At 56.5% G+C, this 26,172-nt stretch carries 21 protein-coding genes and 1 pseudogene; 7 read left to right on the top strand and 15 right to left on the bottom strand.

Features of this window, described 5'->3' with window-relative positions:
* The first annotated feature begins 142 nt into the window (after positions 1–142).
* Positions 143–1,147 carry an NAD(P)/FAD-dependent oxidoreductase gene (locus FBR45_RS03715; protein ID WP_138499444.1) on the top strand — a complete coding sequence of 335 codons (1,005 nt, stop codon included), beginning with the start codon at positions 143–145 and terminating at the stop codon, positions 1,145–1,147.
* A gap of 59 nt (positions 1,148–1,206) precedes the next feature.
* Positions 1,207–1,527 (top strand): 2Fe-2S iron-sulfur cluster-binding protein, encoded by a 321-nt coding sequence (locus FBR45_RS03710; RefSeq protein WP_138499442.1) that lies wholly within the window; start codon positions 1,207–1,209, stop codon positions 1,525–1,527.
* A 77-nt stretch (positions 1,528–1,604) separates the two neighbouring features.
* Here the strand turns inward: FBR45_RS03710 and FBR45_RS03705 are convergent, their stop codons facing one another.
* Positions 1,605–2,108, bottom strand: a complete 504-nt coding sequence (locus FBR45_RS03705) for a RidA family protein (protein ID WP_138499440.1) — start codon at positions 2,106–2,108, stop codon at positions 1,605–1,607.
* Between the two features lie 109 nt (positions 2,109–2,217).
* Between FBR45_RS03705 and FBR45_RS03700 the strand changes: the two genes are divergently transcribed.
* Positions 2,218–2,583, top strand: coding sequence for an SPW repeat domain-containing protein (locus tag FBR45_RS03700; protein WP_138499438.1), 366 nt, complete (start codon positions 2,218–2,220; stop codon positions 2,581–2,583).
* A gap of 106 nt (positions 2,584–2,689) precedes the next feature.
* Here FBR45_RS03700 and FBR45_RS03695 read toward each other — a convergent pair whose 3' ends face one another.
* Positions 2,690–3,214, bottom strand: a complete 525-nt coding sequence (locus tag FBR45_RS03695; RefSeq protein WP_138499437.1) for a GNAT family N-acetyltransferase — start codon at positions 3,212–3,214, stop codon at positions 2,690–2,692.
* A 104-nt stretch (positions 3,215–3,318) separates the two neighbouring features.
* Between FBR45_RS03695 and FBR45_RS03690 the strand changes: the two genes are divergently transcribed.
* Positions 3,319–5,043, top strand: coding sequence for a M14 family metallopeptidase (locus FBR45_RS03690; RefSeq protein ID WP_138499435.1), 1,725 nt, complete (start codon positions 3,319–3,321; stop codon positions 5,041–5,043).
* 27 nt (positions 5,044–5,070) lie between these two features.
* Here the strand turns inward: FBR45_RS03690 and FBR45_RS03685 are convergent, their stop codons facing one another.
* Entirely contained in the window at positions 5,071–6,225 is a 1,155-nt protein-coding gene (locus FBR45_RS03685; protein WP_171044825.1) for a serine hydrolase domain-containing protein, read from the bottom strand.
* Between the two features lie 325 nt (positions 6,226–6,550).
* On the opposite strand from FBR45_RS03685, the gene FBR45_RS03680 reads away from it, so the two are divergent.
* On the top strand, positions 6,551–7,129 hold the full coding sequence (locus FBR45_RS03680) for a putative glycolipid-binding domain-containing protein (protein ID WP_138499431.1): 579 nt from the start codon (positions 6,551–6,553) through the stop codon (positions 7,127–7,129).
* On the opposite strand, the gene FBR45_RS03675 is transcribed toward FBR45_RS03680, so the two are convergent.
* The 8 genes and pseudogenes from FBR45_RS03675 to FBR45_RS03640 all read right to left on the bottom strand — a co-directional run bounded on the left by FBR45_RS03675 (position 7,122) and on the right by FBR45_RS03640 (position 17,743).
* Positions 7,122–8,036 carry a helix-turn-helix domain-containing protein gene (locus FBR45_RS03675; protein WP_138499429.1) on the bottom strand — a complete coding sequence of 305 codons (915 nt, stop codon included), beginning with the start codon at positions 8,034–8,036 and terminating at the stop codon, positions 7,122–7,124. The genes FBR45_RS03680 and FBR45_RS03675 overlap by 8 nt on opposite strands.
* Before the next feature lie 53 nt (positions 8,037–8,089).
* Positions 8,090–8,952 (bottom strand): annotated as a pseudogene (locus FBR45_RS03670) (SDR family oxidoreductase).
* A gap of 183 nt (positions 8,953–9,135) precedes the next feature.
* Positions 9,136–10,569 (bottom strand): TolC family protein, encoded by a 1,434-nt coding sequence (locus tag FBR45_RS03665; RefSeq protein WP_138499427.1) that lies wholly within the window; start codon positions 10,567–10,569, stop codon positions 9,136–9,138.
* Complete coding sequence (locus FBR45_RS03660; protein ID WP_138499425.1) at positions 10,562–13,765, bottom strand: efflux RND transporter permease subunit; 3,204 nt, start codon at positions 13,763–13,765, stop codon at positions 10,562–10,564. The genes FBR45_RS03665 and FBR45_RS03660 overlap by 8 nt, the downstream gene beginning before the upstream one ends.
* A 110-nt stretch (positions 13,766–13,875) precedes the next feature.
* On the bottom strand, positions 13,876–14,958 hold the full coding sequence (locus FBR45_RS03655; RefSeq protein WP_138499423.1) for an efflux RND transporter periplasmic adaptor subunit: 1,083 nt from the start codon (positions 14,956–14,958) through the stop codon (positions 13,876–13,878).
* 69 nt (positions 14,959–15,027) lie between these two features.
* Positions 15,028–15,318 carry a hypothetical protein gene (locus FBR45_RS03650; RefSeq protein ID WP_138499421.1) on the bottom strand — a complete coding sequence of 97 codons (291 nt, stop codon included), beginning with the start codon at positions 15,316–15,318 and terminating at the stop codon, positions 15,028–15,030.
* 333 nt (positions 15,319–15,651) lie between these two features.
* On the bottom strand, positions 15,652–17,007 hold the full coding sequence (locus tag FBR45_RS03645) for a sensor histidine kinase (protein ID WP_138499419.1): 1,356 nt from the start codon (positions 17,005–17,007) through the stop codon (positions 15,652–15,654).
* A 64-nt stretch (positions 17,008–17,071) separates the two neighbouring features.
* Entirely contained in the window at positions 17,072–17,743 is a 672-nt protein-coding gene (locus FBR45_RS03640) for a response regulator (protein WP_138499417.1), read from the bottom strand.
* A 285-nt stretch (positions 17,744–18,028) separates the two neighbouring features.
* Between FBR45_RS03640 and FBR45_RS03635 the strand changes: the two genes are divergently transcribed.
* Both FBR45_RS03635 and FBR45_RS03630 read left to right on the top strand, forming a co-directional pair.
* The gene (locus tag FBR45_RS03635) at positions 18,029–19,102 is read left to right on the top strand and encodes an NADH:flavin oxidoreductase/NADH oxidase (protein WP_138499415.1); all 1,074 of its coding nucleotides are present in this window, start codon (positions 18,029–18,031) and stop codon (positions 19,100–19,102) included.
* Between the two features lie 8 nt (positions 19,103–19,110).
* Entirely contained in the window at positions 19,111–19,593 is a 483-nt protein-coding gene (locus tag FBR45_RS03630) for an ankyrin repeat domain-containing protein (RefSeq protein WP_138501905.1), read from the top strand.
* Positions 19,594–19,943: 350 nt separating this feature from the next.
* Here FBR45_RS03630 and FBR45_RS03625 read toward each other — a convergent pair whose 3' ends face one another.
* The 4 genes from FBR45_RS03625 to FBR45_RS03610 form a co-directional block, all read right to left on the bottom strand.
* Positions 19,944–22,859: a M16 family metallopeptidase gene (locus tag FBR45_RS03625; RefSeq protein ID WP_138499413.1), complete on the bottom strand. Its 2,916-nt coding sequence runs from the start codon at positions 22,857–22,859 to the stop codon at positions 19,944–19,946.
* Positions 22,860–22,939: 80 nt separating this feature from the next.
* Positions 22,940–23,656 carry an SDR family oxidoreductase gene (locus tag FBR45_RS03620; RefSeq protein WP_138499411.1) on the bottom strand — a complete coding sequence of 239 codons (717 nt, stop codon included), beginning with the start codon at positions 23,654–23,656 and terminating at the stop codon, positions 22,940–22,942.
* Positions 23,657–23,794: 138 nt separating this feature from the next.
* On the bottom strand, positions 23,795–25,168 hold the full coding sequence (locus FBR45_RS03615; RefSeq protein WP_138499409.1) for a glycoside hydrolase family 88/105 protein: 1,374 nt from the start codon (positions 25,166–25,168) through the stop codon (positions 23,795–23,797).
* A 76-nt stretch (positions 25,169–25,244) separates the two neighbouring features.
* Positions 25,245–26,135: an alpha/beta hydrolase gene (locus FBR45_RS03610; protein WP_138499407.1), complete on the bottom strand. Its 891-nt coding sequence runs from the start codon at positions 26,133–26,135 to the stop codon at positions 25,245–25,247.
* Positions 26,136–26,172 lie beyond the last annotated feature (37 nt).

The raw sequence follows: 26,172 nt of genomic DNA, 5'->3' as shown, positions 1-26,172 counted from the left end.
TGTTATCCCTCATCACGATTTGTGATGCCCGCTGGCGAGCCGCCCGGTCTACCTTTACGGCGAATTAATCACCTCATCCGGGTGTTTCACCAATAGCGTCGGTGTCCTCCAAACAGGCCACTGACCGAACCTCGTACCAACAATGATTACGACTGATATATGCATTATTGGCGCAGGCCCCGTTGGTCTGTTTGCCGTATTTGAAGCGGGTTTGCTGAAAATGCGCTGCCACCTCATCGACGCCCTGCCGCAGGTAGGTGGCCAGCTTTCCGAGATTTACCCGCACAAACCGATCTACGACATTCCCGGCTACCCGGCCATCAACGCGCAGGATCTGGTCGATAACCTGATGGAGCAGATCGAGCCGTTTCACCCGACGTTCACCCTCGGCGAACGCGTCGATTCGCTCGAACGCCAGCCCGACGAGTCGTTTATTATCACGACCAACGATGGTACCGCCGTTCACTGCCAGGTGGTAGTCATTGCGGGTGGACTGGGCTGTTTTGAGCCCCGTAAACCCGAGATTGAAAACCTCGAACAGTTTGAAGGAAAAGGCGTGGCCTACATGGTCAAAAACCCCGAGCAACTCCGCGACCGACGGGTGGTACTGGCCGGTGGTGGCGACTCGGCCCTCGACTGGACCATCTTCCTGGCCAATGTAGCCAAAGAAGTAACGTTAGTCCACCGCAGCGACACGTTTCGGGGAGCGCCCGACTCGGCCGAAAAAGTATTCGAACTGGCGCAGCAGGGTAAGATCAACCTTGTGTTGCAGTCAACGATTACGAGCATTACCGGTAACGGCCACCTGCAGGAAGTCAACATCACGGCCAAAGACAAGACGGTGCGAACCCTGGAAGCCGATAACCTGATTCCGCTGTTCGGCCTGACACCCAAGCTCGGCCCGATTGCCGACTGGGGACTGAGTATCGACAAATCGGCTATCAACGTCGACACCACCGACTACTCGACCAATGTGGAACGCATCTACGCCATCGGCGATATCAATACCTATCCGGGCAAGCTGAAGCTGATTCTGTGTGGATTTCACGAGGCCGCGCTGATGTGCCAGAGTGCGTTCAAATACGTACACCCTGAACAAAAGCTCAGTTTCAAGTACACAACCGTTAATGGCGTTCCGGCCTTTTAATTCGGCCTGTCTGACCTTTGGCTTGTCGAAGGTCAGACAGAGCTGTTACCCATACCGTTATGATTCAATTCACTGTAGAAGACCGCGACGGCACGCGGCAGACGCTGGAGATTCCGGAAGGCATCAACCTGAGCCTGATGGAAGTGCTGAAAGCCTCTGAGTACAACATCCTGGCTACCTGTGGCGGGCTGGCTCTCTGCGCTACCTGCCACGTACAGGTCCTGAACGGCCTCGATGCCCTGGCTCCCGCTCAGGACGCTGAACTCGACATGCTCGACACCTTACCCGATGCCGACTCGGACAGTCGGCTGGCCTGCCAGCTCCGGGTCGACGAACGGCTCGAAGGCGGCCTCTTTCGAATCCGGGGGGCTGAGCAGTGAGTAACAGCAATAACAGACGATAGCAGGCGTGGTGGCATGACGTTATATCGGGGCATCACGCTCGCTCCACAACCCCTCTACTCTACCTCCACGACCATTTCGATCTCGACGGCGTAGTTGGAGGGTAGGGCGGCCATACCCACTGCCGACCGGGCGTGTTTACCCTTATCACCGAAGGCAGCTACGAGCAGATCCGAACAGCCGTTGATTACCTTGGGCTGATCGCCAAAGTCGGGCGAGGAATTGACGAAGCCCGTCACCTTCACAATCCGCCGGACCCGATCGAGATTTCCCAGTTCAGCTTTCAGACTCGACAGCAGCGCGATCGTAGCCTGCCGGGCGGCTTCGTAGCCCTGCTCTATACTCAAATCGACACCTAGTTTGCCGGTTGTTGTGGAGACATGGCCGGCCAGAAAAACCAGATTGCCGGTGCGGACGGCTTTGACGTAGTTGGCCATCGGCTGGGTGGGCGGAGCCAGGGTTATACCCATCTTGGTCAGCGTTGGCTCGATCGACTGGGCGTTGGCCACGACGGAGGCTGTCAGCATCGACAGCAGCAGAAAGATTTGTTTAGCGTTCATCAGACAGGAGGATCAGGACCGAAAAATAGGCAAAAGGACCGAAACCGCAGTTGAACCAACCCCCGCCCACTGTTAGCCGTTAAATCGTTATCACTAACTCAGCGACAACATGAACAAGCCTATTTCGAGACAGCAACACGGCCTGGCCGACTACACCTATGCCCCCCTGGTAGCCACCGCCCCCGAGACCCTCGGATTCTCCGACAACCAGACCGCTACGACCTTATGCCGACTGCTGGGAGGTGGTGTGCTGGCCGCCACTCTGTTCACCCGCGCCGAGTGGGGACTGGTGAAAGCCATTCCGTTCAAAACCCACCTGACCCTCGACGTCATGAGTGGTGCTCTGGCAACGGCCGCCCCCTGGCTGTTCGGTTTCTCGCGCAACACGCGCGCCCGGAATGCCTTTCTGGCTATGGGTGCAACCAGTCTGGTTGTAGGGGGTTTACTGACGCAGTCCAATGAAATGCCCCGCTAAGAAAGTTGTTCGATACCAGTACGACCCGGCCCGGCAGAACTACGTGGGTTCTGTCGGACCGGATTGGCTGAACCGGGCCTCTGAAGGCTTATACCAGCTACCGGCTTTAACTCAAAACAGGTTTTTCCAGTACGATAAACGACAGCGGCACTTTGGGCATACCGAACCGCGGGTCATCCATCGGAAACGGCTTGGTCTCGCCCGTGGCGCTGTACCCTCGCCGTTCGTACCAGGCTACGAGCTCCGTACGCTGTGGAATAACGGTCATGGTGATGGTGGTGCAGTACCAGTCCCGGGCCACCTCTTCAGCAGCCGCCATGAGCTGCTTACCGATACCACCAGCCTGCGCATCGGGCGATACAGTCAGCATACCCAGATAGAGGCTATCTCCTTTTTTCTCCAGATATACGCACCCCAGCAGCTGGTCGGCCATGCGGTAGGTCAGGATGGTAGCCAGCGGGTTTCTGAGCATGGCTTTTAACGACTCTTCATCAGTACGGATGCCACCGAGCAGATCGGCTTCGGTGGTCCAGCCCCGGCGCGAGCTGTCGCCCCGGTAGGCGCTGTTAACCAGTTGATTCAGGGTTACGACATCGCCTTCGGTGGCAGGCGAGATAGACGGATTATTCATGACACAAAGATAAGAGACCATTTTGCATAGGTGCTCATCACGCTCCCGACCGCCGGTTGGGTCACCATTTCCCGGTAACTTAGGGGCGTCTATTACAACCTGCCATGAAAATCTCTGTCTGTCTGCTCTTCCTCCTGCTGACCACAGCCGCTCTTGCTCAGACCCGGCCCGACCTGGTAACCCCCTACGAACGGAGCCAGGGTCGACAAACGGCAACCTATGCCGAGATCATCGAGTACTACCGGCGGCTCGATCGGCAGTTCGATCAGGCCAAACTAATGGACGTGGGGAAAACCGACGTGGGTCAGCCGCTGCACGTGTTTCTGCTCGCGGCTGACAAAGGTTTTACCGCCCGGCCCGATCGCGTCACCCTGCTGATCAACAACGGCATTCACCCCGGCGAACCGGAGGGAATCGACGCCTGTATGATGATGGCGCGCGACCTGCTGCTGACCAACAAACTGCCCAAAAATGTCCTGCTGGCCATTGTGCCGGTGCTGAACGTTGGCGGCTGTCTGAACCGGGGGGTGTCGCGGGTAAACCAGAACGGGCCGGAGACGTATGGCTTTCGGGGCAACGCGCGAAACCTGAACCTCAACCGCGATTTCATCAAGGCCGATGCCGAAAACACCCGCTCGTTCCAGGCCCTGTTTCAGCAGCTGAAGCCCCAGGTGCTGATCGACAACCACACCAGCAACGGCGCTGACTACCAGCACGTGGTCACCTATTTCTCTACCCAGAAAGATAAGCTTCACCCGGCTCTATCGGGGTACATGACGCAGACCTTTCAGCCCGATCTGGACAAGGTCCTGACGGCGCAAGGATTCCCCCCCGCCCCTTACGTGAACCACCCCAGGGATACGCCCGAGAGCGGCCTGCTGGGCTACAACGACTCACCACGCTACTCAACGGGCTATGCGGCTCTGTTCAACTGCTTCGGCTTCACCCTCGAAACCCATATGTGGAAAGACTATCCGGCGCGGGTAAAGGGTAGCTATGCCTTCGATGAAGCCGTTCTGCGCCTGTGCGAACGCGACGCCCGTCAGATTCTGGCCAACAAACGACGCGCCGATGCCGCCGTCAGCCAGCAGACGACCTTTGCGCTCAACTACCGGCTCGACCGCAATAAGACCGATACGATTACCTTTCTGGGTTATGAAGCGGGGTACAAGCCCAGCGAGGTATCGGGTCTCCAGCGACTGTATTATGACCGCAGCAAACCCTTTACCAAACGGATTCCGTACCAGAACACCTTCGTAGCCGATCTGGAGCTGACCAAACCCCAGGCCTACCTGATTCCGCAGGCCTGGTCCGACATCGTGGCGCTGCTGAAACGGAACGGGGTGCAGATGAAACGGCTCACCAACGATACCCTAATCACCGTTTCGGCCTACTACCTCGACGACTACCGCACCAGTCCACGCCCGTATGAGGGCCATTACCTGCACTCGGGCGTGAAGGTCAGGACCGAAACGCAGCGCCTTTCGTTCTACAGGGGCGATTACATCATCCCGACCAATCAGCCGGCCAACCGGTATCTGATCGAGACGCTGGAACCCCAGGCTCAGGATTCGTTCTTTGTCTGGAACTTCTTCGACAGCATCCTCGACCAGAAAGAATATTTCTCCGACTATATTTTTGAGGACACAGCCGCCGAGCTGCTCCGGAACGATCCGGCTCTCCGCCAGAAACTGGCCGACAAGCGAGCGGCTGACAAAGCCTTCGCCGAAAATGCCGACGCGCAGCTCTCGTTCATCTATAAACAGACGCCCTATTTCGAGAAAACGGTCAATCGGTATCCGGTTTTCCGGCTGGAAAGGCCCCGATAATGACCCGGATCAGGCCGTTTCGCTGAACTAGTTGTACCACGCGTCGAAAGCCGCTACAACGTCGGTCCATACGCTCGTGCCCGCTTTGGGATCAGAGTTGACCAGCACCGCCACATAAACCTCGTTCTCGAAACCAAACAGCCACGCGCCCACTTCGCCCGAGTTGCTGGAGGCTGGGTAGCCTCCGTTCTTCTTGACGTATTTGACCCCCGTGTTGGTCAGTATGTTTGCGTTGTCGTACCCCAGCGTATCCCGGCGCATGGCATCGGCCACCGACTTGGGCAGAATCTTGTAGGTATGATGCAGGGCATTCATGAAGGTTGCCATCTGCAGGGCCGACATGTTCCAGCCGCGCTCGGCATTGGTCAGGGTCATATCGCCCCAGTCGGTACCCTTTCCGTCAGGAGCGGCCCATTTGTAGCACAGCGCCGGGTTGGCATCGGTGGGTTTACAGGCCATGTTGGGGGCTATCCCGATTTTATCGAAGACGTTGAGCTGGCAGTAGTTCATGTACGCATCGGTATACTCCTGCGCTTGCTTCTGCTCGACCTCGCTGATTTTCTGAGCCGATGCATTGGCTGGCATGGGCGTGATGGAAGAGCTACCGGCTATGTTGGGAATCAGGAACCGCATGAGCGCGAAGTTCATGTTCTGATAGTTGAACGTCAGCCGGGGCGAAGTTGCCCCAACGACCATAGCCGCTTTCAGCGAGGCATAGTCTGAAGCCACGTTTTTCGGGAAGCCACTGCGCATGGCCAGTAACTGGCGGAAAGTGATGGTTTTGATGCTCTTGTGCAGTGGCCAGTGTTTGGGCAGGTAAGCCCACATCGTTGAGTCGATGTTGATATTTTTGGCGTTGAGCGCGTGCAGCAAAGCCGCGGCCGTAACGGTTTTGCTGACGCTGGCCACGTTGATTTTGTCACCTACATCCATCTTGCGTTCGGGCGCGTCGGCGGCCCGGCGGGCATTGCCTCCGGCGCGGGAAGCCCGCAGCGAGCCGTCGGCAAAGACCACGATCTGGTACCCCATCACGTCGGGTTTGATACGCGCTTCAATGTCGTTGGCCAGGGCGTCTACGTCGAGCGATTTGCCATTTTTACCCACGTTGGCAGTGGGCTCGCAGGCAGTCAGCACCGCAGCCAGGATAAGTAAACTGATGACTGAGTTCGAAAAGGTTTTCACGGGCAGTTTTGGTTTAGTATGTCCGGGGCAAAGGTACCGCAGCCGCCCACAGCCCCACAAGCGCATAAAACCTTGTCCTGATGGCGGTTAATACGGATTCTTGTAGTCAAGTATTCCTACGTATCAACCCATGTATTTACGTAAGAATGGGCATATACACCAATGCGGGTCCGGTAGTTCAGCGCTCTGCTACTACCAGATCCGTGAAGGCCATAACCGGTATTGGAGACGGGGCTTAACAGTTGCCCGGCAGATTTGTTAAGGAATCAAGAGCTGACTAAGGCTGTAGACGAAACGCATCGACCACTCCTATTCCGTCACGACTATGCAGACAACCCTCCTCTGGGCAGGCCTGGAACATCAGTCACTGGAACACTGCCTGATCACGGCCAGCGCTACCGGGTTTGAGATCCATTCGGTGGTTGTAGGTCTTGCCGACCTCGGTCCGTATCGCGTAGACTACACGATCAGAACCGATGCCTACTGGCAAACGACAGACTGCCAGCTCCTGACGCTGCTGAATACCCAAACCAGACACCTACACCTTCGTCGCGATGAAAGCGGGAACTGGCTGGCGAATGACGAAGAGATGACGGCCTACCGGGGGTGTACGGATGTCGACATCTCGTTGACGCCCTTTACCAACACCTTACCAATCAACAGGCTCCGGCTGGCTGACGGACAGACTCAGCGTATTCACGTTGTTTATATCGATGTGCTGGCTCAGCAAACCGCGGCCGTTCATCAGCGTTATACCCGACGCTCGGCCACTACTTACCAGTACGAGAATGTACCCAACGATTTTGAGGCAACGATTACCGTTGATGGTGCCGGGCTCGTAGTCGATTACCCGGGCTTGTTTACCCGACAGGCACCAAGCCAGACTGGCCAATGGGTTAATTGAATGATTGGCGGAAGGCCAGCGGAGACGACCGGGTCTTGTTTCTGAACAGTTTGCTGAACGACTGGGGGTGTTCAAACCCTAGTCCATAGGCGATTTCACTGACCGACAAATCGGTAGTCGACAATAACTCCTTCGCCTTTTCGATCAACTTGTTATGAATATGCTGCTGGGGAGCCTGCCCCGTCAGCGACTTCAGCAAACTGCTCAGGTATGAGGGTGACAGATTGAGCTGATTGGCCATGTAGGCCACCGTAGGCAAACCCGATCTGAGCAATTCGTCGCTGTCCAGATAAGCCGCCAGGGTTGCCTCAAACCGGTCCAGGATGTGGTGGTTGGTGATCCGGCGGGTAATGAACTGCCGCTGGTAGAACCGGTCCGCGTAGTTAAGCAGCACCTCAAGCTGAGCCATGATGATGTTCTGGCTGAAGGCATCGATCGGAGCCTGATACTCCTGCTGAATTTGCCGGATGATGTTGACAACCACGGCTTCTTCCTTCTCCGACAGAAACAGAGCCTCCCGGATAGAATAATCGAAATAAGCGTGTTGCCGAATGGTTTTGGCCAGCGGAGTACGCCACAGAGAGTCGGGGTGAATCATCAGCAGCCAGCCGGTGTGCTCGGCGGGTTCATCGGTCGTAACGGCAAGAACCTGACCGGGGGCCAGAAACACCATTACGCCATCGTCGAAATCATACGGCTGCTGGCCGTATTTCAGTTGGCCGTTGAAATTCCGTTTCAGCGCGATCGAATAAAAATTGTTAACAATAGCTTTTGGCTTATCGATCTGTCGCGGTCTGATATCATCAAACCGGACCACGCTGATGAGTGGATGCTCTGGTTTGGGCAAACCGGCAAACTGATGGTAGGCAGATAGGGTATCGATGCGATGAAGTGTCCCGGTTGTCATAAGTCAATTAACGCTGGGCCAGGCTTCACAGCAGCAAATCCCGGCCCAGCGTCTTACAGGTTATACAATCCCTTTATTCCTTCGTGGAGGGGGGTGGGCGTACGGCCCAGCAGCGTCTCCAAATCCGGGCTGATACGGTCTTCCTGCCCATGGGCAATATCTGTGATAAACCCGGTGATTCGGCGGGCTACCACCTCGCTCAGCCCCCGCCCGATCAGCTGCGTTTCAAACGTGGCTGGATCTGCCGGCGTGTAAGTTACCACCTTATCCGACAGATCGGAAAGAGTTTCGGCTACATCATAAAACGAGTAGGATTCGCTCCCCGTCAGCAGGTAAGTCATGTTACCGTCGGTGCGTCTGGCCAGCGCATTGGCAATGGCTTCACCCATCTCGCTTCGAAGGGCAAACGCAACCCGGCCCGCCCCGGCTGGAACATAAATACCGCGCTCGAACACAGCATCACCACCCAAAAATTGCGGCAGAGCGTCCATATAGAGCACGTTCTGAAACAGGGTGTAGGCTAGCCCACTGGCTTTGATATAGTCTTCGGTCTGAAAATGGCCGTTCATCAGCTGGTTGACCAGCGTAGCCGGCTCTTTCAGGGCCCGACTCGTGTAGGCAACTCGCCGAACCCCGGCTTTTCTGGCGGCATCTACCACATGCTGGTGCTGGCGAACCCGGTTTTGCTCGTCGGTGCCCGCAATCAGGAGTACGGTTTCTATACCGGTCATAGCGCGGTCGAGGGCCTCCGTATCGTCGTAATCCCCCGGCGTATCGTTACACCCTGTTCGAGCAGATGGGCGGCTTTCTTTTCGTCTCGCACCAGGGCAGAAAGCTGGCTTGCCGGTACGAGTTGCTGTAACTGCTGAATAACGGCAGTACCCAGCTGGCCGGTGGCTCCGGTTACTAAAATCATAGCGTTGCTTGGTTTTGGTCAGGACAAAGGTCCGCCGGATTCCCCCCGCAAACGTAGCCGGATTTATGGTAGTTGTAGCCGAATCGATGACCGGCCCGGGCTGATACCGGACCGGCCTATACGCCAATGACCCGGGCGCTGATTCGTACAGAACCACCGCCCGGGCCAGCCGATAGAGAGCATTTACTTCCAGCCCCCGCCCAATGCCCGGTAAATAGTTACCATGGCATTCATCTGCTGCATCTTGGTCTCAACGAGTTCGAACCGGGCCTGTACCGCATCGCGCTGGGTCAGCAGCACTTCCATATAATCGGCTCGGGCTGAGTTGAAGAGCGTAGTTGAAATATCGATCGATTGGGTAAGTGCCTGTACCTCCTTCGACTTCACCCCGTAGCTCTTCTCCAGGTTGCTGATGTTCGAAAGCTGGTTGGCCACCTCGATATACGCGTTCAGCACGGTTCGTTCGTAGTTGTAAACCGCCTGGATCTGCCGTGCGTTTGCGCTGTTATAGGTAGCAACAATCGCGTTTTTGTTGATCAGCGGAGCGGCCAGATCTCCCGCCAGCGACATGATTATCGACTCGGGCGTCTTTAGCAGGTAAGCCGGGTTGAAAGCCTGGTAGCCGATACCGGCCGAAATACCCAGCGATGGATAAAAACGGGCTTTGGCCACCTGAACATCCAGTTTACTGGCGGCCAGCTCCTGCTCGGCCCGCCGAACATCGGGCCGGTTTTCCAGCAGCTGCGACGGAATGCCGACCCGTATGCTGTCGGGAACCAGGTCGTTGAACATTGCCGAGTTGCGCACCACGGGCCGCGGGTACCGACCAACCAGAAAGTTGATCCGGTTCTCCGTTTCCACGATCCGCTGCTGAAGGCCATACTGCAGGTTCTGGGTGTTCAGCACCTGCGCTTCGAATCGGCGCACGGCCAACTCGGTAACCCGGGTCGCTTCTTTCTGCAGCCGGACGGTCTTCAGCGCGTTATTTTGAATCTCCATGTTCTGCCGGACAATGGCCAGCTGATTATCCAGCGCCATGAGTTCGTAGTACGACGTGGCTATTTCGGCGATCAGGTTCGTGATCGTAAAGTTTCGGCCTTCAACGCTGGCCAGGTACCGGTTCACAGCCGCCTTTTTCGCATTGCGCAGCTTATGCCATATATCCACCTCCCAGGTAGCCACGGCTCCCACCATGAAGTTGGGCAGCGGGTCCGGAATTTCTTTGCCCGGCTTGATCTCCGTCGTAGCCTCCGTTGCGCCCAGCAGCGTGTAGCGACCCACTTTATCGACACCTGCTCCACCCCGCAGCCCCACAAAAGGCAGGTATTCGCCCTGCCGGGCCCGGATTTCGTTCTGGGTAATCTGAATCTCCTGCAGGGTGATGTTCAACTCCTGGTTGTTGGCCAGGGCCGTATCGATCAGGGATACCAGATTGGGATCGGTAAAAAATTCGCGCCACCGCAGCCGGGCCGTGTTGGTCGAGTCCTGTGAGGTTTGGTAACTCACCGGAACGGTGCGGTTTTCGGTTCTGGTTACCAGAGCAGGCGTCTTGCAGGCAGTAAACGCTACCGACAGGCAGGCCACTACCAGGTAGATAGGCAGGCGTATTTTATACATGGTCAGGATTGTCTTCGGTTACAGGAAACGCATCGAGCTGATGCACCAGATTTTCGGTCAGCGGATCATGTTCTTCATCCCTGATCATCTTCCGGCCGTCGGCCAGATGACCGAATATGTAGTACAGACCCGGGATGATGATGACCCCAAACATGGTTCCGAACAACATACCCCCCAGCGCCGACGCCCCGATGGTCCGGTTACCGATAGCCCCTGCACCGGAGGCCGTAATCAGCGGAATCAGCCCGGCTACGAAGGCAAACGAGGTCATCAGAATAGGGCGGAACCGTACTTTGGCTCCTTCGATGGCCGCGTTCAGGATCGTTTCGCCCTGTTGCCGCTTCTGCACCGCAAATTCGACGATCAGTACGGCGTTTTTACCCAGCAGCCCGACCAGCATGATCAACCCAATCTGGGCGTAGATGTTGTTCTCCAGCCCCATCACCTTCAGCACCAGGAACGAGCCGAATATGCCGACGGGCAGCGAAAACACAACGGCTAGCGGAATGATGAAGCTTTCGTACTGCGCGGCCAGCACCATGTACACAAAAGCCAGTACGATCAGGAACACATACAGCGACTCGTTACCCCGGATCGACTCATCGTAGGAAAGACCTTCGAACGCGATGTCGTAGCCTTTCGGCAGCGTTTTGGCCGCCACCTCCCGAATAGCCTGTATCGCTTCGGCGGTGGTGTAGCCTTTGGCCGGCAGGCCCTGAATGGCGGCCGAGTTATAGAGGTTGAACCGGGTGATCTCGTTTGGCCCCTGCCCTTTTTTCAGCTTCATGAAGGCCGAATAAGGCACCATCTCGCCTTCGTCGTTTTTCACGAAAAGCTTCAGCAGATCGGACGGGAGCCGCCGGAAGCTCGGATCGGACTGCACGTAGACCTTGAAAAACTGGTTGAACTTGATAAAGCCCTGCTCGTAGGTACTACCGATTAATATATTCAGGTTGTCCATCGCTTTGCCGATCGATACGCCTTTCTGCATGGCCAGGTTGTTATCGATCTCCAGCTCATACTGCGGGTAGTTAGCCGCGAAGAAGGTAAACAGGCCCGCCAGCTCTTTGCGCTTACCCAGATCCTCCATGAACTGCTTATTGATTTTATCGAATTCGCTGTAGTCCGTGTCGGTGTTCTTATCCAGCAGGCGCATCGAAAAACCACCCGACGTACCGAAGCCAGGAATAGCGGGTGGTTCGAAAAACTCGACGGTAGCGCCCAGGTTTTTCGACTTCTCTTCCAGCTCTTCCATGATCTCCTTCACGTTGTGCTGGCGCTCTGACCAGGGTTTGAGGTTGATCAGACAGGTACCTGCGTTGGAGCCCCGCCCTTCGGTCATGATCTCGTAACCAGCCAGCGACGAGATCGACTCGATACCTGGCACCTCTTCACAAATCTCCTGCAGCTTTCTCGACACCTGGTTGGTCTTTTCCAGGGTAGAACCCGGGGGCGTCTGGATAATGGCGTAGATCGTGCTCTGGTCTTCGTTCGGGATAAAGCCTGCTGGCAGAATCTGGTTCTCGTAAGCAATGCCCAGACAGAAAGCCGCCAGAATGGCGAACGTAACAAACCGACGGCTAACGATGAGTCGCAGCAGGCCTACGTAACGTCCGGTGAGTTTATCGAACCCGCGGTTGAAGCTGTCGAGCGCGCGGGTCAGCGGATTTTTCCGGCGGGTATGCCCATGGTGGTTCTTGAGCAGCATAGCGCACAGCACGGGCGTCAGCGTCAGAGCAATCAGCGCCGAAATCACAATAGAGCTGGCCATGGTGATCGAGAACTGCCGGTAAAACGTACCGACCGGCCCCGTCATGAACGAGATGGGCAGGAATACCGATACCATCACCAGCGTAATGGCAATAATAGCCCCGCTGATCTCGCCCAGCACTTTTCTGACTGCCCCGAACGGCGACAGGTGCGGCTCTTCTTCCATTTTGGCGTGTACAGCCTCGACCACCACAATGGCGTCATCGACCACAATACCGATGGCCAATACCAGCGCAAACAGCGTAATCAGGTTGATAGAAAGCCCGAACGCCTGAATGACGAAGAACGCCCCGATCAGCGACACCGGAACCGCCAGGATCGGTATCAGCGTCGACCGCCAGTCGCCCAGGAAGATGAATACGACCAGGGCCACCAGCAGGAAAGCATCGCGCAGGGTATCGATAACCTGCTCGATAGACGCGTCCAGAAACTGCGATACGTCATAGCTGATCTTATAATCTACCCCCGGCGGAAAGGAGGCCTTCATGACTTCGAGTTTGGCTTTTACTTCTTCGATCACGTCGCTGGCGTTACTACCGTAGTTCTGCCGCAACACGATAGCAGCCGACGCATGCCCATCCAGGTTGGAGTAGATGTCGAAGAATTCGCTACCCAGCTCAACCCGGGCTATGTCGCGCAGGTGTATACTTTCACCGGCCGAGTTGGCGCGGATAATGATACCCTCATACTCCTCGGGTTTGTTGTATCGCCCTTTGTAGGTAAGTACGTATTCGAGTGACTGAGCCGCTATACCCGAGCTTTGACCAATCCGGCCGGGCCGGCCAATGATGCTCTGTTCGCCCAGGGCCTTCATCACTTCTTCGGTAGAGATGTTGTAGGCCCGCATCCGCTCGGGGTTCAGCCAGACGCGCATGGCGTACCGCCGGCTTCCCAGAATCTGCGCCCTGGCTACCCCTTTTGTCCGCTGAATTTCAGGGATCATCTTAACGGTAGCGTAGTTGAACAGGAATTTTTCGTCGATGCTCTTATCCTTCGAGTAGAGGTTGACGTACATCAGCATGCTGGGCTGGATGGGCGTAATGATGACCCCCTCCCGCTGAACCAGTTCGGGCAGCAGCGGCATCACCTGGTCAACCCGGGTCTTAACCCGGATAACGGCATCGTTCGGGTCCGTACCCGGCTCAAAAATGATCCGGAGCGTGGCCTCACCGGCGCTGGTTGCATCGGTAGCGATGTACCGCATATCCTGCACCCCGTTGATGGCCTGCTCCAGGGTAATCAGCGTCGATTTCACCAGCACATCGGCACTGGCGCCGGGATAGGCAATAAAGATGTTTACGGTTGTTGGGGCGATATCCGGAAATTGGGAGATCGGCAGTTTTTTGATAGCCAGTACGCCGATGAAGACGATCATGACCGATATCACAATGGCGAATACGGGCCGGCGAATGAATTTGCTAAACATATCCTGGTTTGAATGACTACTAAATAATGAACAGGACACAACAGATCCGCAAATCGCTATCAATCAGCCGATAGCGACCAACCGTCGTGTCTTTCACAGGGTGCATTCTCTTATTCGGCGTACAGGCTCAAATGAGCGATAACAGCGGCAGGCTGCTCGAATTTGTATTGTATCTTCTCGTTCTCTTTTACCTGACGCAAGCCTTCCAGCAGGATTTTGTCGTTTTTCGTCAGACCCGACCGAACCACAAAAATGTGCGGCATCTCGGCGGCTACGGTGATTTCACGCGACCGGATCACGTTGTCTTTGTCGACCACGTAGACATACTTCTTTTCGAGCACTTCGAAGGTGGCTTTCTGCGGAATAATGAGGGCGTGCTTCAGCGGCAGGGTCATCTGTACCGTACCCGTCTCGCCATGTCGCAACAGCCCTTTCGGATTGGGGAAGGTGGCCCGGAACGCAATGTTGCCGGTTTCGTTGTTGAAGTCGGCCTCAATGGTTTCGACTTTACCCGAGAACGGGAACAACTGGTTGTTGGCCATCAGCAGGTGCACGTTCGTCAGATCGCCCGACTGCGCTTTGGTCCGGTAGTCGAGGTATTCGGCCTCCGGCACGTTGAAATAGACCCACATCCGGCTATTGTCCGATAGCGTCGTCAGCAAGTCGCCTTCATCGACCAGGCTACCCTGCCGTACGTGGAAGTGGTCCATTATGCCCGAAAAGGGCGCTTTGATTTTCGTGAACCCCAGGTGCGTCTGGGCCAGCGACACCTCTGCTTTGGCCTTGTCCAGTTTGGCATTGGCCATGGACAGTTCGTTGGGCGCCACGATTTTATTGTCGGCCAGTTTTTTGGTGTTCTGGTATTCGATGTTGGCAAAGTTGGCCTCGGCCTGGGCCTTCTGCAGCTCGGCCTCGTACAACTTGGGCATAATCTGAAACATCATCTGTCCCTGGTGCACATACTGCCCTTCGTCAACGAAAATGTTCTGAATATAGCCCCGCTGCTGCGCCCGCATCTCAATGTGGCGGATGGCCTGTATCTGCGATACGTACTCTTTGGTGATCGTCGTATCGCTCACCAGCGGACTGGTAACCTGATACCTGACCGCTTCCTCCTTCTTTTCTTCTTCTTTCGTACAACCTGTGCAGCACCAAACGGCAGACAGGCTCACAAGCATCAGGATTTTTTTCATACAGGTTGTATGGTTTACACGAAACGTTTTGGATAGGGGTGTATGGGGAGTTATTCTCGGCTAAGAACGCTAGTCTGACGATTGGCGCCGGGCGCTGACCATCTGCTGCGGAGGAGCGTTGGGCGCTTGCTCTAGCTGGTGAATCAGGCTGTCTTTGTGCTCATTAGCGCGTTTGCAGTCTGACAGCTGCTGCTGCCAGACCAGCAAATCGACGGGATGTACGGCGCTGCCCGCATCATAATCGGCCAGCCGTGGCGGGCGGCTTTTTTCATGCAGCAAAAAACCGTTGAACACCAGCGAAAGAGCCAGTGCTAACCCGAAGCTGTAAAGCAAAATCGATGGAGAATGCCGACGCTGCATGACTCGTGTCCGTGTTAGGTTGACACAAAGCAAACACCACCACATTAGAACGGTGTGAGAGGGAAATTAGAAGATATTAGAATAGTATAATGGGTAGTTATTGTAAAGCTCCAGCCAGCTATCTGCACTATAAATAATTATATTTTTTGATACATAAAGTCAAATCAACAAAACTAACGTAGTGTGCTGGTTGTCTCTACCGGTAAGCTACAAACGCAGTCTGTTTGGCAGGCAACTCGAACGTTTTTCAGATAATAAATTGAATTACAACTGGTCTCCGACTAAATTCATTAACAATGCGACAGCGACATACAGCTGAACAACTAAGGCATCCTATGCCTGGGCCGGCAGACGAATGGTAACCGAGGTACCTTCGTTGACACGGGAGCTGATCTGAATAGTACCCTGGTGCAGCTCCATAATTTTTTGGGTTACGGCCAGCCCAATGCCATAGCCAGGTACGCCTTCTACGTTTTTGCCGCGGTACAAGGGGTCCAGGATATGGGCCGTGTCGGTTTCGGCGATGCCCCGCCCCTGGTCGGTTACGGTCACGACAATTTCTTCGTTCAGCGACTGCAACTGCACCGAAACGGCTTCGCCGGAGTACTTACAGGCGTTGTCCAGTACGTTCAGAAAAGCCGTTGTCAGCAGCGTAGCATTGCCTTTTACAGTCATCGAGGCTTCGTCGGCGGTGGTGAATCGAAGCGGCAGGCTGCGGCCCGGATACTTGGTCTGCACCTGGCCGATGGCCGTCAGCAGGCAGTCGTCTACCTGAACAGGCGTTAGGGCCACTGTTCCGTCGGTCACCTTGGCCAGGCCCAATAGTCCATTGGTCAGCAGGATGAGTTTTTTGAGTTCGTCAACGGCTACTTCCATGCTGTCGCGCCAATCGTCGGGATTCTGGTCGTAGCGGAGGGAGGTTTCCAGCGTACCCAGGGTGTTGGTAAGCGGAGTTCGTAGTTCGTGCGACGCGTGCGAAACGAAGCTGCGCTGCGATACAAACGCATCTTCGAGCCGGAACAGCATCTGATTAAAGGTCATGGCGAGCTGAGCGATTTCGTCGCGCCGGTTGCCTTCCTGTACGCGTTTGTGGAGGTGTGTGGCGGTAATCTGCTCCACTTCGTCCACGATCTGGGAGATAGGTTTCAGCACCCGGCCCGAAAAATACCAGCCCGCCAGCACGATCAGCGCAAACCCCAGCAGGTTGGCCAGCATCAGAATCTGTTGCAGCGTACCCAGCTTGTCAAAACCGATCCGGTCGTAGCCCGACGCAAAAATATAGAACAGCTGCCCCCGGTCCCGGTACGGAATCAGGATAGACTCCAGCCGACCACTCTTGAATTCGAAGGGGACGTTGGCGGTCAACTGGTCAATCTGGCCCTTGTAGTAGTCCGATTCTTTCAGGTTCCGGTTGGTAAATACCAGATTCCGCTGGCTGTCGTAAATGCTGAGCTGCTCGTCTACGATGGTCAGCAGGTCGGTGCGCACCATATTCTCAAAGAAGTCGTCGTGCAGATGCCGACGCGAAATCAGCACCCGGCCCGTTACCCGCGCCTTTCCTTCCAGCTTATTGTAAAACTCCTCCTGCCGGTACAGCGAATAAAAGTACCAGACCAGCAACGACAGGGTAATCTGGATGGCGGTGGCCAGTAGGGTAAAGCTGATCGTCAGTCGGTTCCGGATGAGCATGGAGGTAGTTGCGCAATGGGCAGGTCTGTATTACGGCATACTTGTCAGCACCTGTCGGCCGCCATCAGTCTTCGCGGAGAACATAGCCCATACCCACAATAGTATGCAGTAGGCGGGGCGAAAAATCTTTGTCTATCTTCTTCCGCAGATAACTGATGTACACATCGATAACGTTGGTGTTGCTATCAAAATTCAGATTCCAGACGCGCTCGCTGATATCGACCCGCGAAATGATCTTTCCTTTGTTGAGCATCAGGTACTCCATCAGGGCGTATTCGCGGGTGGTCAGGTCAATCCGCTTGCCGGCGCGCGTAACGGTTTTAGTATCCAGGTTCAGTTCGAGGTCGGCCAGCCGGAGCACCTGCTTGGGTTTGGGGCCATTTCGGCGGGTTAGCGCCCTGAGCCGCAGCAGCAGCTCCTGAAACTCGAATGGTTTGGCCAGATAGTCATCAGCTCCGGCGTTGAACCCATCGGCTTTATCGGCCAGGCTATCCAGCGCAGTCAGCATCAGTACCGGTACGGCCTCGTTTTCGGTCCGGATCAGCCGACACAGTTCAAACCCGTTGATCTGCGGCAGGTTAACGTCCAGGATAATGATGTCGTAACTATCCTTGCGAAAGAGCGACAGGCCGGTACGCCCGTCGTAGGCCACGTCGACGTCGTAGCCCTCGGCCGATATGCCTTTGCGGATAAACGAAACCACCCGCTCCTCGTCTTCAACTAAAAGGATTCTCATGAACGTTCTTCATTGAGCCGCACAAGACCTGGTTGTTGCTGGCAACGGCTTCTGGTACAGACACGGCAAAGATACCAGTAGATTCATTCATATCCGGCGTGTACAAGTTACGCAAACAACCTCCATACGGCTTTAGGCGGAGCTGATTGCCCACGACGCGCAGCCAAGACAGACACGGGCTAACGATCAGCCCGCATGAGTCGTGTTATTCGGCGAAAGTCCTGGTATTCCGGTGAAATTGGGGGTTTGGCTAAACCAGGGCTCGCCAACTTGCGTTGCGTACGTATGTCTATTCTCCTTTCTCCCCTGCAACTCCGCAGCATCCGGCTCCGGAACCGGATTGTTGTCTCGCCTATGTGCCAGTACTCGAGCGTCGACGGGTTTGCCGACGACTGGCACCTGGTACACCTCGGCAGCCGGGCCGTTGGCGGAGCGGGTCTGATCATTACCGAGGCCGCTGCCATATCGCCCGAAGGCCGCATCAGTCCCGACGATCTCGGCATCTGGTCCGACGACCATATACCTGCCCTGCAACGGATCACCCGCTTCATCAGCCAGCAGGGTGCAGTAGCCGGTATTCAACTGGCCCATGCCGGTCGGAAAGCCAGCCATCGCCGACCCTGGGACGGCGGTACGGCCATTGCCCCCACGGAGCCACGCGGCTGGCAGACCGTAGCGCCCAGCGCCCTTCCATTCAACCACGGCGAACCCGAACCGACGGCCCTCGATGCCGCCGGTATCGAAACCGTGCTGTCCGACTTTCAGGCCGCTACCGAGCGGGCGCTCAGGGCGGGTTTTCAGGTCGTTGAAGTGCACGCGGCCCACGGCTATCTGCTTCATCAGTTTCTGTCGCCACTGAGCAACCGGCGAACCGACCATTACGGCGGCTCGTTCGAGAACCGGATTCGCCTGTTGATTGAGGTGATTGGGCGCGTTCGGGCGGTCTGGCCGACTGAGCTGCCGCTGCTGGTTCGTATCTCGGCAACCGACTGGACCGAGGGCGGCTGGACACCCGACGATTCGGTAGCGCTGGCGACCGTACTGAAACAACACGATGTTGACCTGATCGACTGCTCAACGGGTGGTAACGTGCCGCGCGCATCGATTCCGACCGGGCCGGGCTATCAGGTGTCGTTTGCTGATCGGGTCCGGAACGAGTCGGGTATACCGACCGGCGCCGTGGGCCTGATTACCTCCCCTGAGCAGGCCGAATCCATTCTGGCCAGCGAACAGGCGGATCTGATTTTACTGGCCCGCGAGTTTCTGCGCGATCCTTATTTTCCACTTCATGCCGCCCATTCTCTGGGCGACGATATGCCCTGGCCCGTGCAGTACGAACGGGCTAAACCAAGACAGTAATCGTTATGATGACATTTGCATCCAACCAACCCGAAGATCTATTCTTCGATGCCGCCCGCCGGGGTGATGTGGCTTACCTGAGCGAACAGATCGACGCGGGCTTCGATGTTAACCAGCAGAATGGCAAAGGCTTTACACCCCTGACCATTGCGGCCTACGACGGACAGGTCGAGGCTACCCAGCTTCTGCTCAAGGCCGGGGCCGACCCCAACATACAGGACGTGAGCGGCAACACGGCGCTGATGGGCGTAAGCTTCAAAGGCTACGCTAACATTGCTCAACTGCTGATAGCGGGTGGTGCCGATCTGAACCTACAGAACAGCAACCAGGGTACCGCGCTGATGTTTGCCACGATGTTTGGCCGCAATGCGCTGGTAAAGCTTTTGCTCGACGCGGGTGCCGATACCACCATCCGCGACGTCCGCGGCCATACGGCACGCGACCTGGCCATTCAGCAGGGCAACGAAGAAGCCCTGGCCTTGCTGGGTTAAGGATTCATCGGCATAAATGCCGATGCTATTCATGGGTCGCCCGGGAAAGGATCCGGACCGGGGACGAATCATGAATAGGCCCGGCATTTATGCCGGGATATAAATACGGGTGGGGAAACAGGGTCATCGGCATGAATGCCGATGCAATTCATAGATCGCCGGGGAAAGGATCCGAACCGGGGACGATCTATGAATAGGCCCGGCATTCATGCCGGGATTTCAATACGAATCGGATTCATTGGCATTCATGCCGGGATATCAATACGGGCATACATATCAAAATACAAATCCCGCGAGGCTGGCCGTTCATCAGGAGCGGAAGCCTCGCGGGAGTAAAGGTATTCGTTTACTTAGTTACCTTTCTTTTTGTCGGCTGGCGGAGTCGATGATCCCATTTTGGCGGGAGCGCTGGCCGGAGCGGTAGCGGTTACGATTGGTTCACCTTCTTTGTCGAGTTCAACCAGTTCGTAGCCGAGCTTGGCCAGACCGGGCTTGATCAGCTCTTTATTACCGACCACCGTAATGATCATGTTGTTGACCGGCAACCGCTTCTTTGCAATGGCATCGATCTGCGCTTTGGTAATGTTACGCAGGATCTCGCTCTGCTGCTCTACGTAGTTGCGGGGCAGGTCGTAGTCGATGATCCGGCTCAGGAAGTAGGCTTTCTGGAGCGACGTCTCGTACCGCAGCGCGTCGACCTGGCCGAGCGAGCTTTTCACGAAGGTCAGCTCCTGGTCGGTAATGCCCGTCTTGCCGTAGTTGGTGATCTCTTTGATGAATTCAACCACCGAGCTGTCGGTAGCGGCCGCTTTCACCCCGGCCTGTGCCGTAAACGGACCCGGCGTTTTGGTGCTCGAGAAGCCCGAGCGGGCCCCGTAGGTCCAGCCTTTATCTTCGCGCAGGTTCATGTTGATCCGGCTGCTGAACGCACCGCCGAGCATGTAGTTGGCCAGAGTGGTCTTGTAATACTCACCCGTGGCGTCGTAAGGCATGTCGGTCAGGTAGCCCACCCGAATCTCCGACTGAGCCGCCCGTTCCTTGTCGATCAGGTAAATCCGGGTTTTGTCGATTTTACGGCTGACGGCGGTTTTCGGCATGGCGACGGGCTTTGCCGCCCATTTGTTCAGGAATGCCAGCTTGGGCATCACCCCTGCCTGCTCGACATCGCCCACGATGACCAGGTTCGTTACCGACGGCGACAGGTACTTCTGGTAATACGCTTTTACGTCGTCGAGCGTAATGGCCTCCACCGTTTTGGTCGTACCACTTACGGGTACCGACCGGATGTTGGATGCGCCGTAGAGCAGCTTATTATAGGCCTTATTGGCAATGACAACCGGCTGGGTACTTTGATTGGCAATCAGTTCCAGCTGCTGTTTCTTGAGCCGCTCAAAATCGTCGGCGGCAAACTTGGGCCGGAACAGTTTTTCTTCGACCAGCGCCAGGGTCGAGTCCAGATTTTTGGTCAGCGACTCGACCGATACGTTGATTTCTTCGGTGCTGGCCCGAATGTCGATACTGGCGCCCAGCTTCTCGAGTTTGGTGTTTAGCTCTTCGTTCGAGAACCGTTCGGTGGCCTCGTTCATTAAGGCTGCGGTCAGTTGCGCAATACCCGCTTTAGACGGATCATTGGCCGACAGCAGGTGACCGCCTTTAATGGTGAACAGCATCGTTACGGACGGAATTTCGTCGTTGCGCGTTCCGATTACTTTCAGGCCGTTGGGCAATTTGTCGGTCCAGAAAGGCGGCACTTTCAGGGCCGGATTAGCACCGGGGCCGGGTTTCACGCTCCGGTCGAAGCTATCTTTCGCCTTGGCATAGGTCAGCGATTTGTAGCCGTAATCGGGTGCCTGATAGCCCGCCGTCGAGATCGTGTAGTTGTCGGGTTTGGCCACAATGTCGGCTTTACCTTTCGGATATACGGTCAGCAGCACCGCATTCTTACCTTTCACGTACTGGTTATACACCCGCATCACGTCGGCTTTGGTTACCTCGCGGTAGCGTTTGAACTCCTGCGGCAGGTAGTTGGGCGTTCCCAGATAGGTCTGGAAAGCGGCCAGCTGCGACACCTTACCCGATACGCTCGACAGACCGTCGATAAGCTGAGCTTCGCGGGTGGCGGTAAACTGCGCAATGTCATCGTCGGTAACGCCCCGGCGCTCAAACTCGGCCAGTGTCCGCCGAACAATGGCTTCGGTACTATCGAGCCGTTTATCGGGAAAAGGCAGGATCGTCATCGTCAGCTGACCCGCCAGTTCGGTAGCCGGATGCCCCGCGTTGGCCTGCACTGCCAGCTGCGGCTTCACCAGGTTTTTGTAGAACAAGGAGTTTTTACCACCGCCCAGAATCTCGGCCAGCGCGTCGAGCGGGGCTTCGTCGGGGTGGTAGTTCGGCACCGTTGGGAAAACGATCTGCAGCATCGGGAAACGCACGTTATCCTCGTACGAAACGTACCGGTCTTTATCCAGCACGGGCGTAGGCACCTTGGTTTTGGTTACCTCAGGGCCGCGCGGAATGGAGCCGAAATATTTTTCGGCCATCGCCACGACCTGTTTGGGGGTTACGTCGCCCCCTACCGTCAGTACCGCATTGTTGGGGCCGTACCAGCGTAGGAAAAAGTTTTTCAGATCGTTAACGTCGACCCGGTTCAGGTCTTCGATGTAGCCAATGGTCAGCCACGAGTACGGGTGGCCGTACGGAAAGAGGTTTTTGGCCACGTATTCGCTGGCCAGGCCGTAGGGCCGGTTGTCGTAGTTCTGGCCGCGTTCGTTTTTGACGGTAGCCCGCTGAATCTCGAATTTTTTCTGAGTGACGGCATCCAGCAGAAAACCCATCCGATCGGCTTCGAGCCAGAGCGCGCGTTCCAGCTGGTTGCTGGGCAGGGTTTCGTAGTAGTTGGTCCGGTCGCGGTTGGTCGATCCATTGAGCGTTCCGCCCGACTCAGTAACGATCTTGAAGTGTTCGTCATCGGCTACGTGGTCGGAGCCCTGAAACATCATGTGTTCGAAGAAGTGCGCAAAGCCCGACTTGCCGATCTCCTCACGGGCCGACCCTACGTGGTAGGTAACGTCGACATGGACAATCGGGTCAGAATGGTCTTCGTGGACAACCACCGTCAGCCCGTTAGGCAACACGTACTTTTCGTACGGGATCAGGAGCTCTTTCCCCTGCCGGGTGACTTTCTCCACGAGTTTCGTTTGCGCACTGGCTGGGTTGGTCATTAGCCCAGCCAGCAGCAACGAAAGGTAAACTGTAGCTTTTTTCATGTAGAGTACTAACAGAAGTAAGCTTCTAATTTACATAGAGAAGCCAACTCGTTAGATACTCCTGACCATTTTTTTGTCACTTATTTGCCACCCGGTCGGGATGGGCGTACTTCTACCTTGCTGGGCAGCGTACGGGGATGCATTTTCAGCAGGTCATAGACAATATTGCCAATGTCTTCGGGCTGTATTTTCCAGGCGTCGGCATCGCTGGGCTGGTGGTCGGCAAACTCCGTGGCCACCGAACCGGGCATGATCGTCGACACCTTGATGCCTTCTCCGCGCAGATCGAGCATGATGGCCTGCGTAAAGCCAACCAGCCCGAATTTACTGGCGTTATAGGCCGATCCTTTCTCGAAGAAATTGGCCCCGGCCAGGCTGGCTATCGAGATAAAGTAACCCTGGGTCTTTTTCAGTTCAGCAATGGTGGCCTTGGCGGTGTTGAAGACGCCGGTCAGGTTGATATCGATGGTTTCGCGCCACTGGTCGGGCGTCAGCTCCTGAATCGGCGCAAAATGCCCTACGCCCGCGTTGGCAATGACGTAATCGAGTCGCTCCCACTGCTGAACGATGGTGTCGACCACGCGCTGCTGCGACGCCAGGTCACGCACATCGGCCGCCAGCCCCAGCGCGTGGCCGGGCTTGATCTCGTTCAGTTTAGCCGCTGCCAGCTCGGCCGCCACCGACGACCGGCTTGTAATGGCCACTTTGATGCCTTGTTTGATGAGCACTTCGGCCACGCCGTACCCAATACCTTTTGAACCACCCGTAATCAGCGCGGTTCTGATGTAATCTGCCATGAATTGTAGAATCGGAATAATGAAAAACTCTCTGTGCCGATAACCGCGTATCAATCCCGAAGGTTTTAACGGAAAAGCCCTGACCCGCATCGCCGACAACCGATTGACCCACGTGCGCGACAGGCTGCCCGGTCTGCCCTACCGCTTTTGCGTCAGCTGTAACGAGCTGTCGTTGATCTCGAACTGCTGCTTTTTCAGCAGATGAATCACCTCCGCGCCTGCCAGCAGCACCGGACCGTAGCCATGGGCTGCGTACAGGTTGATCGGCCGGTGGTAATAAAACGCCGGATCGAAGCCCATACCCGTACCGACGCAGGTTCCCGCCACCTGTCCTTTTTCCGTTACTTTAGTCGCCACGGCGTTCCAGCCCAGCAGAACGACCGGTGCGTAGGCCAGCGGATCGATCCAGCCCCGGTTAATAGCCCGGGCCATCGAGTATACATAGATCGCCGTGGCCGACGTCTCCAGATACGAATCGGTGCGGTCGAGCAGCTGGTGCCAGAAGCCTGAACCCGACTGGCAGGCGGCCAGCCCCCGCACGTGTGTCCGCAGCAGGTCGAGCACAGCCGCCCGGCCCGGGTGGGTTTCGGGTAACACGTCCAGCAGTTCGACCGCCGTCATGACCGCCCAGCCATTGGCCCGCGCCCAGTGAAACTCCGGATGAACGCTCATGCCTTCGACCCAGCCGTGCATGTAAAGTCCGTTCTGACGGTTGAACATCCGGGTCGAGAATTGAATCACCTGTTTTACGGCTTCGTCATAGTAGGCTCCGTTACCCGTCAGTTTTCCCATCTGCGCCAGAGCGGGTACGCTCATGAACAGATCATCGAGCCAGAGAGTGTTGGGTTGTGGGCGGTTGCGGGCCAGGGTTCCGTCGGCCAGACGATGTTCTTTGGTCTGGATATACGACAGGTAGGTGTCGATCTGCGGACGCAGGTCGGCTTTGACTCGACCGGTTCGGGTGGCTTTGATCATAGCCGCTGCCATGGCGCCCGCATCGTCGAGGGCGTGGGGGGCCAGCATGGGCCGCAGCGGGGTGTTAGCCTGCGGATTAGCGCGCACCTGCTCGCGGAAATACGGAATCAGGTTGACCAGAAACGCCAGGCGCTGGTTGGTATATTCGGCATAGCGCGGATCGCCGGTGGCTTCGGAAGCCAGCAGCATACCCGCGTAGGTAACGCCCCATTCGTAGCTGGTCAGCCGGAAGTCGCCGGGTTTCAGCACTGCGTTGGGGTTAAACGTACCGAAGCTGGTAATGGGCTGGCTGGTTTGCTTGTCGATGACCTCCATCGGCGTCACACCGGCCAGGTAGGTATAGACTCGATTCAGCACCTTCGTTACATCGGCAACGGCGGGCTGACCATACGGAACGGGGTAATCGGGTTGTAACAGATGCAGGGGCGTGGTCGAGTCGTTGGCTTTGGGCGGAGTCGACTGCCCCGACGACAGCGCAGCGGTAGCGGCCCAGCATACAGTCAGGGCAGCGCGAAGAAAAACGGGAGATGCGGGCATAGGAAGTGTCTGTACGGAAAATAGGTACGTTGCCCTCAAAAGACCCCGTCGGGCCGCGGTTACTGTGCCGCCCGCGCTAGGGCTTAACCCCGACAAACCGAAGCAGACTCCGGTAGATCACGTTGTTTTTCCAGTACAGCTGCGTTACCATGCCTACGTGCTTCTTGCGGGGCAGGGTAGTATACTCGTGTTGTATACCCAGCGCCTGCAGCCGCTCATGAAACCGACGGCTGCTGCTGGTAATGCTCGGGTACGTTTCGCCACCCACAAACAGCAGCATGGGCGGATTGCCGACCCGAACGTGGTACATCGGCGACACCGCCCGCCAGACGGCCGGGTCTTTACCGAACGGAATCAGGTACTGCTCGTCGTTGGGGTACTCCAGCTTTGTCAGGTAATCAGCCATATCAAGACCGGCCGGGTCGTCGAGAATGGCTCCTTTAACGGGATTCGCTGACCGTCCCAGTCCGGCAAACAGTTCATCCTTCACCGCCAGCAGGGCCGCCAGCCCGGCACCGGCCGAGTGACCCATGGTAAACAGCCGGTTCGGGTCGCCCCCGTAGTCGGCAATGTGCCGCGCAGTCCAGTCGACGGCGCGGGCACAGTCGGCGGCCATATCGGGCACCCGAACGCCGGGCGAAAGCCGGTAGTTGATCACCACCGCCACCACCCCCTGTTTAGCCAGCCGCCGACCCACGAAACTGTACAGGTTTTTGCTGCCGCTGTTCCAGCTTCCGCCGTGGATGAACACCACGACCGGCCGCAAAGTCGATGATGTCGCCCTTGGCGCATACACATCGAGCCGATGCCGGGCGGCATCGAAATCAGGGGCCGCTGCGGCTACATACGCAACATCTTTAGTTCGGCGGCTGGCGCGGGCGGTAGCGTATTCGCTGGCAACGAGCAGCACCAGCGCCAGGGTGAGCAGCAGCGCCGGCACCAGCCAGAGCAAACGGGGGATCAGCATAATCCGGTGGGTTCAGTATACGATAACAGCCGCGCTC

Origin of the sequence: Spirosoma lacussanchae (genome assembly GCF_005870035.1) — a bacterium.
In the GTDB taxonomy this organism is placed as follows: Bacteria; Bacteroidota; Bacteroidia; order Cytophagales; family Spirosomataceae; genus Spirosoma; species Spirosoma lacussanchae.
This window is presented reverse-complemented; position numbering and strand designations above follow the sequence as displayed.

Excerpts from the sequence above, each read along its gene's own strand:
- FBR45_RS03655 (WP_138499423.1), bottom strand. The coding sequence starts at position 14,958 with ATGAAAAAAATCCTGATGCTTGTGAGCCTGTCTGCCGTTTGGTGCTGC.
- FBR45_RS03695 (WP_138499437.1), bottom strand. The coding sequence starts at position 3,214 with ATGAATAATCCGTCTATCTCGCCTGCCACCGAAGGCGATGTCGTAACC.
- FBR45_RS03665 (WP_138499427.1), bottom strand. The coding sequence starts at position 10,569 with ATGTATAAAATACGCCTGCCTATCTACCTGGTAGTGGCCTGCCTGTCG.
- FBR45_RS03625 (WP_138499413.1), bottom strand. The coding sequence starts at position 22,859 with ATGAAAAAAGCTACAGTTTACCTTTCGTTGCTGCTGGCTGGGCTAATG.
- FBR45_RS03620 (WP_138499411.1), bottom strand. The coding sequence starts at position 23,656 with ATGGCAGATTACATCAGAACCGCGCTGATTACGGGTGGTTCAAAAGGT.
- FBR45_RS03645 (WP_138499419.1), bottom strand. The coding sequence starts at position 17,007 with ATGCTCATCCGGAACCGACTGACGATCAGCTTTACCCTACTGGCCACC.
- FBR45_RS03680 (WP_138499431.1), top strand. The coding sequence starts at position 6,551 with ATGCAGACAACCCTCCTCTGGGCAGGCCTGGAACATCAGTCACTGGAA.
- FBR45_RS03710 (WP_138499442.1), top strand. The coding sequence starts at position 1,207 with ATGATTCAATTCACTGTAGAAGACCGCGACGGCACGCGGCAGACGCTG.
- FBR45_RS03615 (WP_138499409.1), bottom strand. The coding sequence starts at position 25,168 with ATGCCCGCATCTCCCGTTTTTCTTCGCGCTGCCCTGACTGTATGCTGG.
- FBR45_RS03660 (WP_138499425.1), bottom strand. The coding sequence starts at position 13,765 with ATGTTTAGCAAATTCATTCGCCGGCCCGTATTCGCCATTGTGATATCG.
- FBR45_RS03700 (WP_138499438.1), top strand. The coding sequence starts at position 2,218 with ATGAACAAGCCTATTTCGAGACAGCAACACGGCCTGGCCGACTACACC.
- FBR45_RS03690 (WP_138499435.1), top strand. The coding sequence starts at position 3,319 with ATGAAAATCTCTGTCTGTCTGCTCTTCCTCCTGCTGACCACAGCCGCT.
- FBR45_RS03705 (WP_138499440.1), bottom strand. The coding sequence starts at position 2,108 with ATGAACGCTAAACAAATCTTTCTGCTGCTGTCGATGCTGACAGCCTCC.
- FBR45_RS03630 (WP_138501905.1), top strand. The coding sequence starts at position 19,111 with ATGACATTTGCATCCAACCAACCCGAAGATCTATTCTTCGATGCCGCC.
- FBR45_RS03675 (WP_138499429.1), bottom strand. The coding sequence starts at position 8,036 with ATGACAACCGGGACACTTCATCGCATCGATACCCTATCTGCCTACCAT.
- FBR45_RS03610 (WP_138499407.1), bottom strand. The coding sequence starts at position 26,135 with ATGCTGATCCCCCGTTTGCTCTGGCTGGTGCCGGCGCTGCTGCTCACC.
- FBR45_RS03635 (WP_138499415.1), top strand. The coding sequence starts at position 18,029 with ATGTCTATTCTCCTTTCTCCCCTGCAACTCCGCAGCATCCGGCTCCGG.
- FBR45_RS03640 (WP_138499417.1), bottom strand. The coding sequence starts at position 17,743 with ATGAGAATCCTTTTAGTTGAAGACGAGGAGCGGGTGGTTTCGTTTATC.
- FBR45_RS03650 (WP_138499421.1), bottom strand. The coding sequence starts at position 15,318 with ATGCAGCGTCGGCATTCTCCATCGATTTTGCTTTACAGCTTCGGGTTA.
- FBR45_RS03715 (WP_138499444.1), top strand. The coding sequence starts at position 143 with ATGATTACGACTGATATATGCATTATTGGCGCAGGCCCCGTTGGTCTG.